Below are 16,851 nucleotides of genomic sequence, written 5' to 3'. Positions count from 1 at the left end.
GTCTCAAGCAAATCGAAAGGTTTGAGGATAAATCCTCACCAAATCAGAGGATGGCATGCGCTTCAAAGGCCTGGATCTCAACCTGCTGGTGGCCCTCGAAGTGCTGCTGACCACACGCAGCATCACCGAGACGGCAAGGCGGATGAACTTGTCGCAACCCGCTGTCAGTGCAGCGCTTGGCCGTCTGCGCGATCATTTCGGCGATCCGTTGCTGGTGTTGAATGGCAAGCGCTTCCTGCCCACCACAACCGCCGAGACACTGCTGCCCCTGGTGCGGCAATTGCTGCGCGATGCCGAGACGATGCTGCAGGCTGGCCAGCGGTTCGAACCTGCCAGCAGCCAGCGCACCTTTCGCATCATCGCGTCCGACTACATGGCCGTGGTACTGCTCACCCGCGTGGCGGCGCGATTGGGCGAGGTGGCGCTGCATGTCTGCCTTGATATCATTCCTCCCTCGCAACAATCCGGGCTGGCGCTCGACAACGGGCAGGTGGACTTGCTGATCGGGCCCGATGCCTTTGTGCTGGCGCGGTTTCCGTCAGAACTGCTGTTCGAAGAGCGGCACGTGATTGTCGGCTGCGCGAATAACCCGCTGTTCTCTGGAGCGATTGCCATGGCCGACTATGCCGCTGCCGGGCATGTCGTCGCCACGTTCGGGCCCAACCGCGAGGCTTCGTTTGCCGATCAGGTGGTCGAGAAACTGGGAATCGAGCGTCGCATCGCGGTGACGACAAGTTCGTTCGCGTCGCTGCCGTGGTTCCTGGTTGGCACGCCGCGGCTTGCGCTCATGCATGGGCGCCTGGCCGCCTTCTTTGCGCGGATCGCCCCGCTTGCCGTGGCGGAGCCACCCTTTGCCATGCCCCTGCAGCAAGTGGTGATGCAGCACCATCCGGCGCGGAGGGGCGACATGGGCCTGCAATGGTTGACGGGCTTGATCCGGGACGGGGCGGCAGTCTGGACGGAGGATGGCACGCCGGCAGGATAGCCCACCCGGTCGGGCTCGCCCCACATCACGGCCTGGCGATCGCATCATCCTTGGCCCGCTGTGCCTTGCGAAAGGCGAGCGGGCGCATGCTGTGTGCCTGGACGAACGCGTCCCGAAATGCCCGTTCCGAACGATAGCCACAGCGATCGGCCACGTCGGTTATGGGCAGATCGGTGTTGCGCAACAAATCAGCCGCAGCATTCATGCGACAACCGGTGAGATAGCGAAAAGGTGTCGTGCCCGTCGCGCGTGCAAACACTTCGGCAAAGGCGGTACGAGACATGCCGGCCGCCTTGGCCATGTCGGCCAGGGTCCAGGCGTTTTCGGGGTGGCGTTGCAGCCGGCGCATCAGGCTGGCGAGCGCGCGGGAGCGGCCCTTGTCGAGGATGTCGCTCAACGCCGGGGCATTGGCGGCAAGGTGGGTGCGCAGGATCTGCGCCATGAGGAACTGCGAGGTCATCGTGCTGATCGCGGCAAATCCGTCTGACGGCTTGGCACTTTCCGCGTCGAGCATCTGCACAAGCGCCGCGGTCCAAAAACGCAGCCGCGTCTCGCTGTCGCGCGCGAGCAGCACTGCGGGGAGCGTTTTCTGCACGGGCGGCGTTCCCGCGCGGTGCGACAGGGTCATCGCGCTGCCGATGAGGACGCAGCCGACGGGGCCATCGCCCCAGGCAATATCGACCGGGCGTTCATAGCCCTCAAGCGAGGTCGGCGGTCCGGCATTGGCGTCCCAGACTTCGCCCATGTCCGCGTAGCTGGACACTCTGCCGCCAACAGCCAACTGGGTGGGGGCGCCACCCAGTGCCATCACGGCATCGCCTGGCTCCAGCTTGATGGTTCGCCCATCGGGAAGACCGACACGGCAATGCCCTTCTGCCACGATGAACATGTAGGGCATGCCGCTCATGGCAAACCCCTTTCGCGCACGCAGCGTGAACCGGGTAAGCGAGGCGCCCACCAGCCGGAAATCTGCTAGCAGGCTGCTGGTGATCGAGGGTGCTGCAAAATCCGGACGGAGCAGCCGTTTTTCCGTACGCGTAACCATCACGGCCAGCATCCGAAGGATTTAGGTTCCACGCAACGAAAATCGTCTGGCGCGCGATCACGCCGTGCCCGTACAACAAGGGAGTGGGATAATGCCGTTCATCCGCGAGAGTTGGTATCCGGCAAGCTGGTCGTCGTCGCTTGGGGCAGAGCCGGTTGCCCGCACGTTTCTGGGCGAGGAGGTGGTGCTCTATCGCGATAGCCAGGGCACGGCGGTCGCCTTGTCCAATATCTGCCCCCACCGGTTTGCCGCCCTGGCCAAGGGCAAGCTGCATGGTGATGCCATTGCCTGCCCTTACCATGGATTGCGGTTTGGCCCCGACGGGCGCTGCGTGCACAATCCACATGGACCGGCGACGGGCGCAATCCGCGTACGGTCATACAGCCTGGTCGAACGCCATGGCATGGTGTGGATCTGGATGGGGCAGGCGGACAATGCCGACGCTGCGAAAATCCCCGTGCTGTCGGCGCGCGAGGACGCGCAGTTTGACTGGGTGGAGGGCTACCTTCATGTCGAAGGCAATTACCAACTCGTCATCGACAACCTGCTGGACCTGACCCATGTCGAGTTCCTGCATCCATTCCTTGCAGACCCTTCGGACACGTTCCCCACGGAAGTGACCTGTCATGAAGAGGGGGAGCAGGTGGTTTCGCAGTACAACCGCCCCCAGTGCAAGCGCACGCCGCTGGTTGCAGGCCTGTGGAACGACGCGCCCGAGGTGATTAGCCTGCTGTCCGTCATGCGCTGGCAGGCACCTGCCAATCTCGTGCAACGCAATTGCTTTGACGTTGCCCGGCACGCCGACATGGCCAATGCCCATGTGCAGGTTCCGTTCTGCCACCTGCTGACGCCAGAGACGGAATCCACGACGCACTATTTCTGGGCGGGTGGCCGCAACCAGCTGCAGGGCGTGCCGGCCGTTTCCGAAGGATTCCGGCTGGGCGTCGAGGGCGCGTTCAAGAACGAGGACGAACCGATGATCGCGGATATCCAGGGGCGCATGAAGGGACGCGAACTGTTCGACATGAAGCCCCTGCTGCTGCCGATCGACAAGTCAGCCGTGCTGGCGCGCCGGCGGGTGAGCGCCCTGTTGAAGGCAGAACTGGCATAGCCCCGCGCCTGCGCGCAGCAGCGGTCTTACCGCTTGTTGCGCGCAGGTGTTGCCGGCGAAGGGTCGCGATTGAGGAACAATTCGCAGATCAGCCCTCTCAGCCACCGGTTCGACGGCTCGTCGTGGACGCGGCGGTGCCAGAATTGCTGAATGTTGATACGCGGCAGCGCGAGCGGCGGCGCGACCACCCGCAGCCGGGCCATGGTGGCGAATATCCCTGCCACTGCCGCTGGAACGGTGCTGATCAGTTCGGATTCGGCAACCAGCAGGGGCACGCTCATGAAGTGTGGCGACTGGAGCTGCACGCGCCGCTCCAGCCCCTTGCGGCGCATCTCCTGCTCCACCAGTTCCTGGCTTCGCCCCGACTGCGCCACCACGATATGGCCCAGTCTCAGGAACGTATCGAGCGTCCAGCCGGGTCTGGCATGCGGGTGGTCAGCCGCCGCGATGCAGGCAAAGTCGTGATCGAACAGCTTCTGCGTCATGAAGTTGCTGCCGTTCAGATCGGGAAAATAGCCGAGCGCGAGATCGACCTTGCCCTCGGCCATCGCGGTCTCGAGTTCGATCGGCGTCATGGAACGGGACTGGAGCGTTGCCTGCGGCGCAAGCCGCGACAGCGCCGCCATCAGCCGCGGCAGAAAGATCAATTCACCGATATCCGACGTGCTGATGACGAAGCGGCGCTGGCAACTGGCCGGCTCGAATTTCCGTTCCGCCAGGACGTCGGTTTGCACACCGTCAAGCACGCGCCGGAGCGGCTCTTGCAGCCGTTCGGCCAGCGGCGTCAACTGCATCGTATTGCCGCAGCGGAGTAGCAGTTGATCCTTGAACTGCACCCGCAATTTGTTGAGCGAAAAGCTCACGTTGGGCTGGCTGACGCCCAGCCGCCTTGCCGCGGCGCTGACGCTGCGCTCTTCGATCAGCGCATCGAGAACCACGAGCAGATTGAGGTCAAAATCGCGCACGCTCATGGGTTATAAGATATCTGGATATCGGAAATAACGCCATACAGTGATGTGGATTTCCTCTGCCCTTGCTAGAACCGCGCGCATGATCCGGGAGAGCGTGCTGTGAGCCAATCCACATTCCTGAAGAACGTTTGGTATGCTGCGGGATGGAGTGCCGATCTGGCGCCCGGCGCCCGGATCGCGCGCACCATCCTGAACCGGCCGGTCGTGCTGTGGCGATCGGAGGAAGGCACGGCCAGCGCGCTTGAAGATCGCTGTGTCCACCGCGCCATGGCCCTGTCGGCCGGTGTCGTCACCGGCTCGCATCTGCGCTGTGCCTACCATGGCCTGGAATTTGCGGCGGACGGGCGCTGCGTGCGGATTCCGACGCAGGATCGCATTCCCGAGACGGCGCGCGTGCGGCACTATCCGCTGGTCGAACGACAGGCTTTGATGTGGATTTGGATGGGCGATGCCGAACAGGCAGACCCCAGCCTGATCCCCGATTACCCTATTCACGAGGACGCCAGCTACGCCTGGCGTGGCGCGCACTTGCAGGTCAATGGCAACTGGCAGTTGCTGGTCGACAACCTGATGGACCTGTCACACTTGCCATACATTCACGCCCGCACGATCGGCGGCGATCCGGATCTCCACTTCCGCACGAAGACCAAGTCCGAGAAGCGTGGCCAGACAGTGCGGGTCACCCGGCTCATGCCCGATTCAGAGCCGCCGCCGACCTATGTCGACGCTGCCAATTTCCAGGGCAAGGTCGACCGTTGGCAGGAAGTCATCTTTGAACCCGTGTTCATTCGCATCCACACCGGCGCGTGCGACGCGGGCACGGGGGCATATGACGGGCCGGATTATGGCGCGTTGGGCACGACGCGGTTTTCCATGCGCGGCTGCCACGCGATCACGCCTGAAACGGAAACGACCACGCATTACTTCTGGTCGATGGCGACCAACATTCTCGACAATGGCGTGCCGGACGAAGTGTTTGAACAGACCGCGCGCACGTTTCGCGAAGACCAGGAGGTCCTGGAACTGCAGCAGCGCCGGATGCTCGAGTGTCCCGACGAACCGCTGATTGACATCGCCAGCGACGTGGGTGGGCGCCATACGCGCCAGCTTATCGCGAACTTGCGGCGGGAAAACAGCGGCATGGGGTGATAGCGCCGAAGCAGAACAGCCTGCACCAGGCGGGAGCGTCCCCCCCGGTGCAGGCATCCTGTGGAAAGCCTGTCAGAGCCTCGAATTGCCGGGCCATGACCCGGCGAGCAGCAGCGCCCCGGTAATCGCCAGATCCTTGTAGAAAAAGAACATGTCCGGTCCGTGCCCATAGATCGGGTTGTGCATCAACCACGATACGGCAATGCTGTAGACCGCCAGGACCAGGGCGGGCCAGCGGCCGCCCATTCGGAACACCAGGGCAAGAGAGGCGATGACGGACACGGCCATGCCGATGGCCAGGCCAAGGGCAGGGGCGGGCACGCCCCTGGCAGTCATGTCGCTCAAGGTATCGGCATAGTGGGCGCTGGAAAGGTGATAGCGCGCCGCACCGATGAAAAACCATGCGATGATCGCCCGGCCGGCCAGGGAAATGCCATTTTCAAACCATGTTCCCTGCGGGTCGAGCACCCGCGGCATCAGGGGGTGTCCGGTCGCCGGACGTGCGGTGTCAGCGTGTTGCATCAGATGTGTACTCCGAAGCGCAGACCAAAGGTGCGAGGCGGCTCGATAATGCCGGTGGTTGGCGTGGCATCGCTGGAAGGCTGCGAAATCGCGTTGTAGCGGGCAGTATTCTCGATGTTTTTGACCCATGCAGCGACGGTCCAGCGCTTGTCGGCGGTGGTATAGGTCAGCGTGGCGTTCGACCGCGTATAGGCAGGCGAAAGCGTCTGCGGGTTGTGCGTATAGACTTCCCAATAGCTGCTTGAGAAATACAGATCACCCGCCAGCGCCAGGGTCGCGCCATTGCTGAAGTCCCAGATGTGGGTGTAATCGGCGTTGAGCGTGGTGGTGGGCGCCTGGGGCAAAGCCAGGCCACTGCAGGCGCAGGCATTGCCGGCGCCAACCGCCGAGGCCGGAACATCGAAGTCCAGTCCGCGCGCGGATTCGAGGCCGAGGCCCAGGCCGAGCGTGTCGTGCACGGTCGCCTTGAAGCGCACGGTCAGGTCGTTGCCCACCATCTGTGCCGACTTGGCATTGACGATGATCAGGCCGCCGATCGCCTGGTTGAACGCGCTGACCTGGTAATCGGAAAAGGCGTAGTAATAGAGTTCGTCATTGATCTCGAGGCGGCCGCCCCAGAAGCGGTTTTTCGTGCCGACCGTGACCGCCTTGAGCGTTTGCGGCCGGAACGTCAGCGCCTTGCCGTTCGCGTCCACCGTGGGGACGAACCCGCCCTCGTTATAGCCGGTGGCAAAGTTGGCATAGACCATGTTGTCGCGCGAAATGTCATACTGCACGCCGACCCGGTAATCGACGTTGCTGGAGCTCAACGCGGTGGTAAACGTGGTGGGGAAACTCACGCCTGGCGCAGGCCCGAACCCGTTGACCCCGCCGCCGCTGCGCTTGTCGTGTGAATAGCGGATGCCGCCGGTCAACTTCAGGCCGTCGTGCAGCGTGTACGTCGCCTGTCCGAACCCGGCATAGCTGACCGAATGCACGTTGAAATTCTGGGTGACCTGCGGATACCGGGCGGGGATGGGCGCCAGCGTGAGGATGCTGGTGGTTAAACCATCGTTGAGATAGGCATAGCCACCGGCAACCCAGTTCAGGTGCTCACCCTGGTGCGACAGCCGCAATTCATGGGTATATTGCGTGGCCGAGGGATCGAGTTCCAGCGTGCCCGGCCCGTTGTAGAAGTTCGAGCGGCTGCTGTAATGCAGGTAGGCCGGGATGTAGATCAGGCTGGTTCCACCGCCCAGGTCATATTCGAACTTGGCATGGACAAGATCATACCATGACTTGTTGAAGAAATTGGCCGCCGTGGGGTCGACATTGAATTGCCAGGGGCTGGCATCAGACGGAAACTGCGCGCTGGGGGTGACCGGCTTGGGCGTCAAGCCCAGCCCGCCGCTGTGATAGTATTCACCCGAAAGGGTGACGGTCAAACGCTCCGTTGGCGTCATCTTGACCTTGAGCCGGCCGGCAATGCTCTTCTGATCGTTCAAGCCATTGCTCAGGTAGCCGTCGTGATCCTGGTAATCAAAGGCGGCACGCACTGCGACATCGTCGCCGACCGGGACATTGACGGCGCCGGTGGTGTGGATGAAATTGTAATTGCCGCCTTCGGCCATCATGTTGATGCCGAAGTTATGGGTTGGGTCTTTTGTCGAGATGTTGACCGCGCCGCCCGCGGCGTTGCGACCATAGAGCGTGCCCTGTGGGCCGGAGATCACTTCAACGTCGTTGAGATCGAACAGTGCGCCACCGGTGATTTCGCGCGGTGCGTAGACTTCATCGATGTTCATCGCCACGGCCGGATCGGTGCTGTCGACGTCAAGGAAGGTGCCAACGCCGCGCAGATACACCTTGGTTGCGCCGCGTTCGGCCTGGAACTGTGCCGAAGGAACCAGGCTGGCGACGCCGCGGATATCGGTGATCCCGGCGGTGGTGAGGGCATCTTGGGAAAGCGCGGTCACGGCCGCGGGCGTGCCATGAAGCGGTTGGCTCTGCTTTTGCGCCGTCACGATGATTTCCGGCGTTGCCTGGGCAATCGGGGCGGCGCTGGTGGTGGCCTGTGGCGCCGCTTGCGCGTCATCCGCCAGGGCGGGGGTCGCCAACATGCACGCCGCATGCAAGGCCGTGGTGGTCAAAAGCAGTCGCTTCATAATGCCTCCTCTCAGATCCCCTTCTTTCGGTCGGTGCACGTCACACGGGGCACCTAGGGGGGTACGGGGCGGTTGATGACGGAGGTGGTGCATTCTCGTCAAATCAATAGATGCCGCATTAGCTATCGTTAAAAATTATACCTTGGGGTCGTGCAACGATGTGTGTCGGTGGTGCCGGTTCGCAGCATCCGCGCGCATTCTTGACGGTCGCTGGCGCTGCGCTGCCACCGACGAGCGGCGCCAGCCCAAGGCGAACACGCCGGTGGCATATCCATCATTTTGGCTGATAGAACGCCAATATATTATCGATTATATTTCCCAAACGCCTGCCTGTAACGTCCCGCGCAAAGAATGCTGATGGGAGCGATCGAGGATGTATCCGTTTGGAAGTGATCGGCCTTTTGTGAAGAATCGCTGGTATATCGCCGCGTTCTCGGACGAGGTGAGCAGCCAGCCGCTCGCGCGCACGATCCTGGATATACCGCTCGCTCTTTATCGCACCACGCAGGGCAAGGTAGTGGCTATGTATGGCCTATGCCCGCATCGCTATTTCCCGCTGGCGAAAGGCAAGGTCGAAGGCGATGCACTGGTGTGCGGTTATCATGGCTTCGTGTTCGAGGCGGACGGCAATTGCAGCGCCATCCCCTCGCAGGGCACCGGCGCCGGCTTTTGCCAACCGACCTACCGCATCGAGGAGCGCGGCCCGCTGTGCTGGATCTGGATGGGCGACGCCGCCGCGTGCGATCTGTCGCTGATCCCGCCTTACGCAGATTTCGGCCTTGGTGAGCCGAGGTGGCGCTACAGCTCGCAGAACCATTTCATCGTGAAGGCGCGCGCGCAGCTGATCATCGATAACCTGATGGATCTGACACATCTTCCCTACCTGCATTACCACGTCGCCGGTGGCGAGGCGATGAAGTCCATGCCCATGCGCGAGGAGCAGCGGGAGGAAAGCTATCGCCTGATCCGAACCGGCAAGCTGCCGTGGGGCGGCTTCCACGATCTGCTCTGGGGCGCGGAAAATCGCTATGAGGGCCTGGCCGACTGGGAATCGATCACCGATTTCTATGGGCCCGAGTTCATCCGCACCAACATGCCGCTATTCACCCGAATTCCGGGGCACGAAGAGGTGCCGGCGGCGCTTGGGCATTTGCACATCTTGCACGGAATCACCCCGGAAACAGCGAACAGCACGCACTATTTCGGCTTCGCCAACCGCAATTTCCGGCTCGATGATCCGGCGCTGGACGCGTTCCAGTTGGAGTCTGACAAAAAGATCCGGCAACAGGATATCGATGCGGTGGAAGCGATCGAGCCGCATGTCGATGCCGCCGCGCGGGTGCAGCAGGAATTGCTGGCCAAGTCCGATGCGCCGGCGGTGAAAGTGCGCCGCCAGATTGCCCTCATGATGGAGGCCGAAGCATGAGCAGCGGCACAACCCTGACGGCGTGTGGGCCGGAACGTGCCCCTATTCCTGTAGCGCAGCGCGGCCAGCATCTCGTGGTCGATCTGCATTGCCATTTGAACGTGGCGTCGGCCGAAGCGCTTGTGCGCCGCGAGGTTCCGGACCTGCCCAACCCGTTCGCCTTCATGTCGGACGCGTCGAAGGCAACCAATGCAAAGCTGTTTGGTGCGATCGGGCGCAAGCTCAACGGGATCGACGAGCGCCTTGAGGACATGGATCGTCTGGGCGTCGACGTGCAGGCAATCAGTCCATCGCCAGGGCAATATTACTATGCCGTACCGCCGGAAGTCGGCCGCGAGGCCGCGCGGCTGATCAACGACGGCATGGCGGACGCGGCGGCCAAGCATCCCGACCGGCTGGTCGGCATGGGCACGGTACCGCTGCAGAACGTTGGCATGGCGGTGGAGGAATTGCGGCGCTGCGTGGGTGAACTGGGCCTGCGCGGCGTGGAAATCGGCTCCAACGTGGCGGGCAAGGAACTGGCTGACGCAGAATTCCGGCCGTTCTTTGCCGCGGCCGAGGAACTGGACGTGCTGGTGTTCCTGCATCCGCTGGGCTTTACCCACGGTTCCCGGCTGGCCGAGCATTACCTCGACAACATCATCGGCAATCCCCTGGAATCGACGATAGCGTTAAGCCACTTGATCTTTGGCGGCGTACTGGAAGCGCATGCCGGCCTGAAGCTGTGCGTCGCGCATGGTGGTGGGTATCTTCCTGCCTATTGGGGGCGCATGGATCACGCCTTCCGCGCCAGGGAAGACTGCCGCCAGTTCATTTCGCGAGAGCCATCGTCCTATCTGCGCAACGTCTGGCTCGACACCCTGGTGTTTGATCGCGACCAGCTCGACAGCCTGGTGCGCACCCATGGTGCCAGTCGCCTGTGCCTGGGCACCGATTATCCGTTCGATATGGGCGAGCCGGACCCGCTGGGTTTTCACGACCATTTGCCGGACGACATCAAGGCGCGCTTGCTCGGGCTGAATGCAGCAGACCTGCTCGGCTTGTCGGCGTGCCCCCACGGCTGCGCCCATCACACCTAGCACAGTTCAATAAATTTCAGTGATATTAAACCGGCTAATTATTGATTGGACGGCGTTCTGCTGACGTGAAATTCCAGATGAAATAATCCGCCCTTGCACAAAAGGGCAGTAACATCGGAGGGGAGAAGATGAAGTCGGGATATCTCATCGCGGCCAGTTGCCTTGCGCTTGCGCTTCCAAACGTGGCACTGGCTGACGAAGCGCGCAGCGATGGCGCACAAACTGCTGCGCCCAGCGTCGAAGAGATCATTGTGACCGCCCAGCGGCGCAACGAAAACCTGCAGAAAGCGGCCATCGCGGTGTCGGCAGTGACGGGGGATGCACTGCGCGCGTCTGGGATCACCCAGCCAACCGGGCTGACCAGCGTGGTGCCGTCTCTGCAGGTTGCTCCCGCGGCTGGGCCTTATAACCTGTTTTACTTGCGCGGGGTTGGTAATTTCAACGGCAACGCGTTTTCCGATTCCGCCATCGCGTTCAATTTCGCCGGTGTCTACATCGGGCGCCCGTCTGCCACGACCGGCTTTTTCTATGACCTTGACCGGATCGAGGTGGTCAAGGGGCCGCAAGGCACGCTCTATGGCCGCAATGCCACCGGTGGCGCGATCAACGTTTTGCCCAAGAAGCCTGAACTGGGCGTCTGGAGCGGATTTGGCGCGGTCGATGTGGGCAATTATTCGGCCGTGCGGCTCGATGCCGCGCTGAATATCCCGCTGGGCGACAAGGCCGCCGCACGCTTTGCCGTCGTGCGCGTCAAGCACGATGGCTACATGAACGACGGCACTGACGATCAGGATGACGTCGGCGTGCGTGGTTCTTTGCGGTTCGAGCCGACCAGCAATCTGCATATCGGCGTGGTGGCAGACTATTTCGACCAGGGCGGGCGCGGCGTTGGCATGACCCCGCTGTTGGCGCCGCAGGGAACCCCTGCCGCCACGATGATCTCGCCCGACAGCCGCATCGGCATCTATTCACCGCAAGGCCAGGCGTTTTACTCCAGCCAGTGGGCCGGCACGCTCGGGCGGCCGTTCCAGGCTTTCGCCGCGAATTTCCAGCCTTTCCTGCGCAACCACTTCGTCGGCGTGTCAGCGACGGCGGAATGGCAAAGCGATCTGGGCACGCTGACGATTGTTCCTTCCTATCGAGAGGGGCATCTCAACTTCAACAGCTTCGTGCCCGGCTTCCAGGTCTATTCGGTGGAGCGCAACGCGCAGACGAGCGTCGAAGCACGCTTTGCCACGCCCGATGCCCTGCCGCTTCGGGCGCTGTTCGGCGCGTTTTACTACCATGATCACACCGACAGCCCCTATGGCGATTATGCGTCCAACTGGAACGCCCAGTATGACAAGAACACCTTGCTCAATACCACCAGCAAGGCGCTGTTCGGCCGGCTGACGTATGCGGTCACGCCTGCGCTGCGCCTGACCGTGGGCGGGCGGCAAACCTGGGAAGACAAGGATTTCAGCGGCTCGCGCATATCGCTGACCCGCATTTGCACCGCCGCCTCGTGCCCGACGGCGCCTTCGCTGCCCTATGGCCCCACGGCGCCGGCGCTGGGCGCGTTCCCCTCGGTCGTGGTGCCAGCACTGGGCGCTGCCCCTTATGGTGGCCTGCCCGATGTTGTCGGCAACCCCAACGTCATCCAGGCCGCCACGGTCTTTTCCAACAGCGAGAACAAATCGTTCAGCAAATTCACCTGGCGGGTCGGCGCTGACTGGGATTTGACGCCGCACAACCTGCTGTATGTCTCGTACGAAACCGGGTTCAAGGCCGGCGGCTTTTTCTACAGCCCGAACGGGGCCGGGGGGCAGTTCGCACCCGAGACGCTGGGCGCGCTGACGTTCGGATCGAAGAACCGTTTCTGGAACAACCGGATTCAGCTCAACCTGGAAGTGTTCCGCTGGAAATACAAAGACCAGCAGATCAGCCATCTGCTGACGATCGGCACCGTGCCCACTTTCGTGACCGAAAACGTCGGGCGGGCCACGTTCCAGGGCTTTGAAGTCGAGGGGCAATTCGCCGCGACCGCGTTCACCACGCTGCATGTCGACGCGCAATACCTTGATGCGAAATACGACCAGTTCACGTATCAGAGCCCGAACAGCAATGGCGGAGTCTTCAACGGCACATCCTGCCCGACGGCCGGATTTGCCAACAATGCCTACATCATCAACTGCAGCGGCATGCGGCCGGTCAATGCCCCGAAATGGACGCTTAACCTGGGTGTCGACCAGCGCGTTCCCGTCTCGGTCGGCGAATTCACGCTGAACGCCAAAGCGCATTACCAGACCGCGACGATGACCGGCATGGAATTCGCCCCGGTCGAACAGCAGGCGGCGTATTGGCTGGCCGATGCCCAGGTCAGCTTCAGCCCCAATATCCATGGGCTGACGTTTGGCGTCTACGTCAACAATATTTTCGACAAGACCCTGAAATCGCAATCATATCCAACGCCTGGCACGGCCTTTTACGCCACCACGCTGCGCCCGCCGCGCACCTATGGTGGGCGCGTGTCCTACAGCTTCTAGAAATTCGCGACCGTCATGGCGCAAGGGTGGGGGGAGCATCGCGCTTCCCCCATCATTGCGTTTTTTCCGAGCATCCGTTCTCGAGCATTTCCAGCATCCATTGCACGCCCGGATCGCTGTCGCGCACCTTGTGCCATTGCGCGATCTGGATCACGTCGGGAAACGGTGTCCAGGTCTCATGAATGGCAATGGGATAGAGCTTGGCGAAATGCTCGGCATAGCGCCGGTGCATGGTGGCCAGCCGGCGCGTTCCCACGATGCCGCGGCATAGATCGCCAAAGCTGGGCAGCAGCACTTCGACGCGGCGATCATGCGCCATTTTCGCGATATGCTGATCGGTGACGGAAGGGCGCCGGTCGGGGCCAAAAGTGGCAACCGCATGGCCCGCGGCAAAGAACACCTCTTCACTGATCGTGCCATAATTTGCGTCGCGCCAACTGATGATGACGTCGGTGTCTCGCCACAACTCGCGGGTTGGATAGCGCGAGTTGGCATAGGGCTGCACGGTGATCACGAGATCGACCTCTGCACGCTCGAGCCGTTCGGTTGCGATGCCGCTGGGCGGAATGACTTCAAAAGTCACCAGGGGCGCAATGTGCGAGGCATGGGCGATGATATCGGCCAGGCTGATCGCATAGGCATAGTCCGAGGCCACGAGCAGGAAATGGCGGTTTGATGTCGCAGGATCAAAGTTACCTGCCCTGGTAATTTCGCCGCGAATTTGCAGCAACGCCCGTTTCACCGGGCCGGCAAGCGCCTCTGCCTTGGGCGTGGGGTGCATCTTGCGCCCGTGGAGCACCAGGAGATCATCCTGGAAATAGTCCCTTAGGCGGTTGAGTGCCCCGGTCACCGCAGGCTGGGTCAAATTCAGGCGCCGGGCTGCCGCCGAGACGTTCCTTTCCTCTGACAAGGCTTCAAACGCCACGAGCAGGTTGAGATCGAGACCATCAAATCGCATCCGCGAAACCTATCAGCGCAACCTATAGCTGACAACCGCGATATTCGATTGGACGGTAATTTCCCGATCGACGAAGATGCCCTGGTAAATTTCGTCACGTCTATAGCACGCCGCGAGCGTCAGAAGAAAATCCAGGGAGAACCCTAATGATGCTGCGAAAGCTGCACCATGTTACGTTTCATGTCAGTGATCTTGACGCGACAGAGCGGTTTGCAAACGACTTTGGCCTGCTGACGGTAGAAAAAGCTGGCCAACGACTTGTTATGGCCACGCAGGGCGGCGATTCCTATTCTTATGTCGCCTACCAATCTGACGAACCCAAGTTCATCGGACTTGCGTTCGAGGTTGCCGACGAGGCCGATCTTGCCCAGGCCATTGCCGATCATGGCGCCAGCGATGTGGTCGAGATGGACCTGCCCGGTGGCGGTCGGTCCGTGTCGCTGTTTGACCCCAATGGCTTCCGGGTGGAACTGGTCCACGGAATTGCCAGCAAGCCCGCGCTGCAGTCCTATCCCGAGTGGCAGATGAACTCGCCCTTGGGCTATCCGCGCGCCGGGCGTTTCGAGCCCAAGCGCCCGCTGGCCCCGGCCAAGCTGTTTCGTCTGGGTCATATTGGCCTGTTCGTGCCGAGCTACCTGGCTACCCAGGCCTGGTACAAGGACGTGCTCGGGCTGATCCCCAGCGATGTCTATCACGTTCCGGGCCAGCCCCATGTCCAGATCGTCGGGTTCCTGCGCCTTGACCATGGCGAAGACCTGGTGGATCACCACAGCGTTGCCCTGATGCAGAGCATGGATGGGCGGGTCGACTGCCATCATATCAGCTTCGAAGCACAAGACTTCGAGGCGCAGTTCATGGCGCACCGCTACCTCGAAACCCAGGGGTACGAACTGGTCTGGGGCGTGGGGCGCCACCCCCACGGCAGCCATGTGTTCGACGTGTGGCGCGACCCTGACCGCAACCGCTTCGAGACGTTCAGCGACACCGATCGGTTGAAGAAGTCTGACGGCACGCGAATTCACAATATTCACGATGTCGAGATGGACGTGTGGCGCTCGGACCCGCCCGACCGTTATTTTGCCTGATCCCCAAAATATTCAAACGAAACGTTAGCGAGAAATCCATGTCTGATCATTCCTTCTTGAAGCCGCTGCCCGCCGCACCCCAGCCCGAGGGCATCGATGATGTTACCGGCCTCGTTTCCGGTTCTTTCGGAATTGGCACGTTCCGTGATGGTGATGGCGCCGCGTTTCCCGGTGTCGTCGTGCCGGGCGGCGGCGTGTTCAGCCTTGCCGGCGAATATGCCGATACCCATGCCGTGTTCGAGGATTGGGCGCGCGCTTCCAACCTGGCCAACGATGTTGCGGCCAAGCAGGACCGCAAGGCGCACGATTATCGCGCGCTGACCATCCTGCCCGTTCTGGCCCATCCCAACATGCTGTGTGGCGGATCAAACTATCGCCAGCACGTGGCCGAGATGATGACCTTCAACAAGTTCAACCAGGACAAGCGTGGCGAAGGCGAAAGCGACGAGCAGTTCTTCCAGCGAAATCTGGCCGAAATCGATCGCCGCAGCCGCGAAGGCATGCCGTTCTTCTGGACCGGCCTGCATTCCTCGCTGTGCGGCCCGAATGACGACGTGCCGCTGCCGCTGATCGGCGAAAATCCCGACTGGGAACTGGAGTTCGGCGCGATCGTCGGCAAGACTGGCCGCTATGTCCGCCCGGAAGACGCCCACGAACTGATCGCTGCCTATGTCATGGTCAACGACCTGGGTACGGTCGACGAATTCCGCCGCGTCGATGTGCGCTTCATGTACGATTGGGTCAGCAAGCATCAGCCCAACTTCAAGCCGTTCGGCCCGTTTGCCGTCCCCAAGGAGTTTGTCGATCGCTCGAAGGTGCAGATCCGCCTGAAGGTGAATGGCGAAATCCGGCAGGATTGGCCGATTTCCGACATGATTTTCCAGCCGGAACAGATCCTGTCCTATGCCTCGGAACGCATTCGTCTGGTGCCGGGCGATCTGCTCATCACCGGTTCGCCGCCGGGGAACGGCGCGATGTGGGGCAATGCCTGGCTCAAGCCCGGCGATGTGATGGAAAGCGAGATCACCTACCTGGGCCGCCAGACCAACCACATCGTCGCCGAAGAGGTGGGCGACCGCACGCCAACCTACGGTCCCTTCATCACGGCCTGGTGATACGGGGCGCTGGTGCCACCCTGGATTGCGTGGCTGGCTTTCATGCAGCGCGGGCCGCAAGGCGGCTTGGCTGGCCAGCCCGCAGTCCATCCCCGAACCGGTCGCGATCATCAGGACGCGCGGCCGGAAAGGGGGAGGGGGCCTTCCAGGTAATAGCCCAAAATCTCAAAAATGCGGCAGCATCTTGCCGTTCAGGTCTATTTTTGAAACATCCATGCTCAATCATGGGCTGAGCATGGAATGACAATCATGGACCAGATCGATCGCCGCATTCTGAACGCCCTGCAAAGCGACGGGCGGATGACCAACCAGGATCTTTCCGAACAGGTTGGCCTCTCGCCCTCTCCGTGCCTGCGCCGGCTGCGCGCCCTGGAAAGCGACGGCGTGATCTTCCGCTATGTCGCGCTGGTCGATCCGATCTCGGTTGGCCTGCCGGTCACCGCTTTCATTCGCGTGCGGCTGGACCGGCAGGACGATCGCCATCTGGCCCAGTTCGAAGCGGCGGTGGCCTCTTTTCCCGAAGTCATGGAATGCTACCTGATGTCGGGCGATTGCGACTACCAGTTGCGCGCCTTGTTCGATTCACTGGGCGCTTTCGAAGATTTCCTGCGGCAGAAGCTGACGCGCATCGAGGGGGTCTCGCAGGTCACCACCAGCTTTGCGCTGCGGCCGGTGGTCTACAACACCGCGCTGCCAATCTAGACCCTGTGGCCAAACGGCATCCTCGCTTGCCACG

Annotated in this window: 14 protein-coding genes; 9 read left to right on the top strand and 5 right to left on the bottom strand. The window is 61.9% G+C overall.

Annotated features, from left to right (window positions below; all coding sequences use genetic code 11):
- Positions 1-55 precede the first annotated feature (55 nt).
- Complete coding sequence (locus tag IP65_RS00515; RefSeq protein WP_054130389.1) at positions 56-985, top strand: LysR family transcriptional regulator; 930 nt, start codon at positions 56-58, stop codon at positions 983-985.
- Between the two features lie 25 nt (positions 986-1,010).
- Here the strand turns inward: IP65_RS00515 and IP65_RS00510 are convergent, their stop codons facing one another.
- A complete protein-coding gene (locus IP65_RS00510) occupies positions 1,011-2,030 on the bottom strand; it encodes an AraC family transcriptional regulator (RefSeq protein WP_169049077.1) in 1,020 nt (339 codons plus the stop codon).
- Between the two features lie 91 nt (positions 2,031-2,121).
- Here IP65_RS00510 and IP65_RS00505 point away from each other — a divergent pair, with 91 nt between their 5' ends.
- The gene (locus IP65_RS00505; protein WP_082349682.1) at positions 2,122-3,141 is read left to right on the top strand and encodes an aromatic ring-hydroxylating dioxygenase subunit alpha; all 1,020 of its coding nucleotides are present in this window, start codon (positions 2,122-2,124) and stop codon (positions 3,139-3,141) included.
- A gap of 26 nt (positions 3,142-3,167) precedes the next feature.
- Here the strand turns inward: IP65_RS00505 and IP65_RS00500 are convergent, their stop codons facing one another.
- Complete coding sequence (locus IP65_RS00500) at positions 3,168-4,112, bottom strand: LysR family transcriptional regulator (protein ID WP_022677568.1); 945 nt, start codon at positions 4,110-4,112, stop codon at positions 3,168-3,170.
- A gap of 99 nt (positions 4,113-4,211) precedes the next feature.
- Here IP65_RS00500 and IP65_RS00495 point away from each other — a divergent pair, with 99 nt between their 5' ends.
- Positions 4,212-5,261: an aromatic ring-hydroxylating dioxygenase subunit alpha gene (locus IP65_RS00495; RefSeq protein WP_022677569.1), complete on the top strand. Its 1,050-nt coding sequence runs from the start codon at positions 4,212-4,214 to the stop codon at positions 5,259-5,261.
- 72 nt (positions 5,262-5,333) lie between these two features.
- Here the strand turns inward: IP65_RS00495 and IP65_RS00490 are convergent, their stop codons facing one another.
- Both IP65_RS00490 and IP65_RS00485 read right to left on the bottom strand, forming a co-directional pair.
- Positions 5,334-5,783, bottom strand: a complete 450-nt coding sequence (locus IP65_RS00490) for a DoxX family membrane protein (RefSeq protein WP_022677570.1) — start codon at positions 5,781-5,783, stop codon at positions 5,334-5,336.
- Complete coding sequence (locus IP65_RS00485; RefSeq protein WP_054130387.1) at positions 5,783-7,882, bottom strand: TonB-dependent receptor; 2,100 nt, start codon at positions 7,880-7,882, stop codon at positions 5,783-5,785. The genes IP65_RS00490 and IP65_RS00485 overlap by 1 nt, the downstream gene beginning before the upstream one ends.
- Positions 7,883-8,330: 448 nt before the next feature.
- Between IP65_RS00485 and IP65_RS00480 the strand changes: the two genes are divergently transcribed.
- From IP65_RS00480 to IP65_RS00470, 3 genes are all read left to right on the top strand, one after another.
- Positions 8,331-9,353 (top strand): aromatic ring-hydroxylating dioxygenase subunit alpha, encoded by a 1,023-nt coding sequence (locus tag IP65_RS00480; RefSeq protein ID WP_231627468.1) that lies wholly within the window; start codon positions 8,331-8,333, stop codon positions 9,351-9,353.
- A 74-nt stretch (positions 9,354-9,427) separates the two neighbouring features.
- Entirely contained in the window at positions 9,428-10,432 is a 1,005-nt protein-coding gene (locus tag IP65_RS00475) for an amidohydrolase family protein (RefSeq protein WP_082349680.1), read from the top strand.
- Between the two features lie 128 nt (positions 10,433-10,560).
- The gene (locus IP65_RS00470; protein WP_022677574.1) at positions 10,561-12,957 is read left to right on the top strand and encodes a TonB-dependent receptor; all 2,397 of its coding nucleotides are present in this window, start codon (positions 10,561-10,563) and stop codon (positions 12,955-12,957) included.
- Between the two features lie 52 nt (positions 12,958-13,009).
- On the opposite strand, the gene IP65_RS00465 is transcribed toward IP65_RS00470, so the two are convergent.
- Positions 13,010-13,915, bottom strand: coding sequence for a LysR family transcriptional regulator (locus IP65_RS00465; RefSeq protein WP_022677575.1), 906 nt, complete (start codon positions 13,913-13,915; stop codon positions 13,010-13,012).
- A 146-nt stretch (positions 13,916-14,061) separates the two neighbouring features.
- Here IP65_RS00465 and IP65_RS00460 point away from each other — a divergent pair, with 146 nt between their 5' ends.
- The 3 genes from IP65_RS00460 to IP65_RS00450 all read left to right on the top strand — a co-directional run bounded on the left by IP65_RS00460 (position 14,062) and on the right by IP65_RS00450 (position 16,817).
- Positions 14,062-15,000: a VOC family protein gene (locus tag IP65_RS00460; protein ID WP_082209229.1), complete on the top strand. Its 939-nt coding sequence runs from the start codon at positions 14,062-14,064 to the stop codon at positions 14,998-15,000.
- A 38-nt stretch (positions 15,001-15,038) separates the two neighbouring features.
- Positions 15,039-16,115 (top strand): fumarylacetoacetate hydrolase family protein, encoded by a 1,077-nt coding sequence (locus tag IP65_RS00455; protein WP_054130384.1) that lies wholly within the window; start codon positions 15,039-15,041, stop codon positions 16,113-16,115.
- 240 nt (positions 16,116-16,355) lie between these two features.
- Entirely contained in the window at positions 16,356-16,817 is a 462-nt protein-coding gene (locus IP65_RS00450) for an Lrp/AsnC family transcriptional regulator (protein ID WP_054130383.1), read from the top strand.
- Positions 16,818-16,851 lie beyond the last annotated feature (34 nt).

Origin of the sequence: Novosphingobium sp. AAP1, from assembly GCF_001295765.1 — a bacterium.
Lineage (GTDB): Bacteria > Pseudomonadota > Alphaproteobacteria > Sphingomonadales > Sphingomonadaceae > Novosphingobium > Novosphingobium capsulatum.
Note: the sequence above shows the minus strand (reverse complement) of the source record. Positions and strands in the feature narration are given on the sequence as shown.

Bases quoted from the DNA above. Each gene is read 5' to 3' on its own strand.
- IP65_RS00490 (WP_022677570.1), bottom strand. From the start codon at position 5,783: ATGCAACACGCTGACACCGCACGTCCGGCGACCGGACACCCCCTGATG.
- IP65_RS00450 (WP_054130383.1), top strand. From the start codon at position 16,356: ATGACAATCATGGACCAGATCGATCGCCGCATTCTGAACGCCCTGCAA.
- IP65_RS00465 (WP_022677575.1), bottom strand. From the start codon at position 13,915: ATGCGATTTGATGGTCTCGATCTCAACCTGCTCGTGGCGTTTGAAGCC.
- IP65_RS00460 (WP_082209229.1), top strand. From the start codon at position 14,062: ATGATGCTGCGAAAGCTGCACCATGTTACGTTTCATGTCAGTGATCTT.
- IP65_RS00470 (WP_022677574.1), top strand. From the start codon at position 10,561: ATGAAGTCGGGATATCTCATCGCGGCCAGTTGCCTTGCGCTTGCGCTT.
- IP65_RS00510 (WP_169049077.1), bottom strand. From the start codon at position 2,030: ATGGTTACGCGTACGGAAAAACGGCTGCTCCGTCCGGATTTTGCAGCA.
- IP65_RS00455 (WP_054130384.1), top strand. From the start codon at position 15,039: ATGTCTGATCATTCCTTCTTGAAGCCGCTGCCCGCCGCACCCCAGCCC.
- IP65_RS00515 (WP_054130389.1), top strand. From the start codon at position 56: ATGCGCTTCAAAGGCCTGGATCTCAACCTGCTGGTGGCCCTCGAAGTG.
- IP65_RS00500 (WP_022677568.1), bottom strand. From the start codon at position 4,112: ATGAGCGTGCGCGATTTTGACCTCAATCTGCTCGTGGTTCTCGATGCG.
- IP65_RS00485 (WP_054130387.1), bottom strand. From the start codon at position 7,882: ATGTTGGCGACCCCCGCCCTGGCGGATGACGCGCAAGCGGCGCCACAG.
- IP65_RS00505 (WP_082349682.1), top strand. From the start codon at position 2,122: ATGCCGTTCATCCGCGAGAGTTGGTATCCGGCAAGCTGGTCGTCGTCG.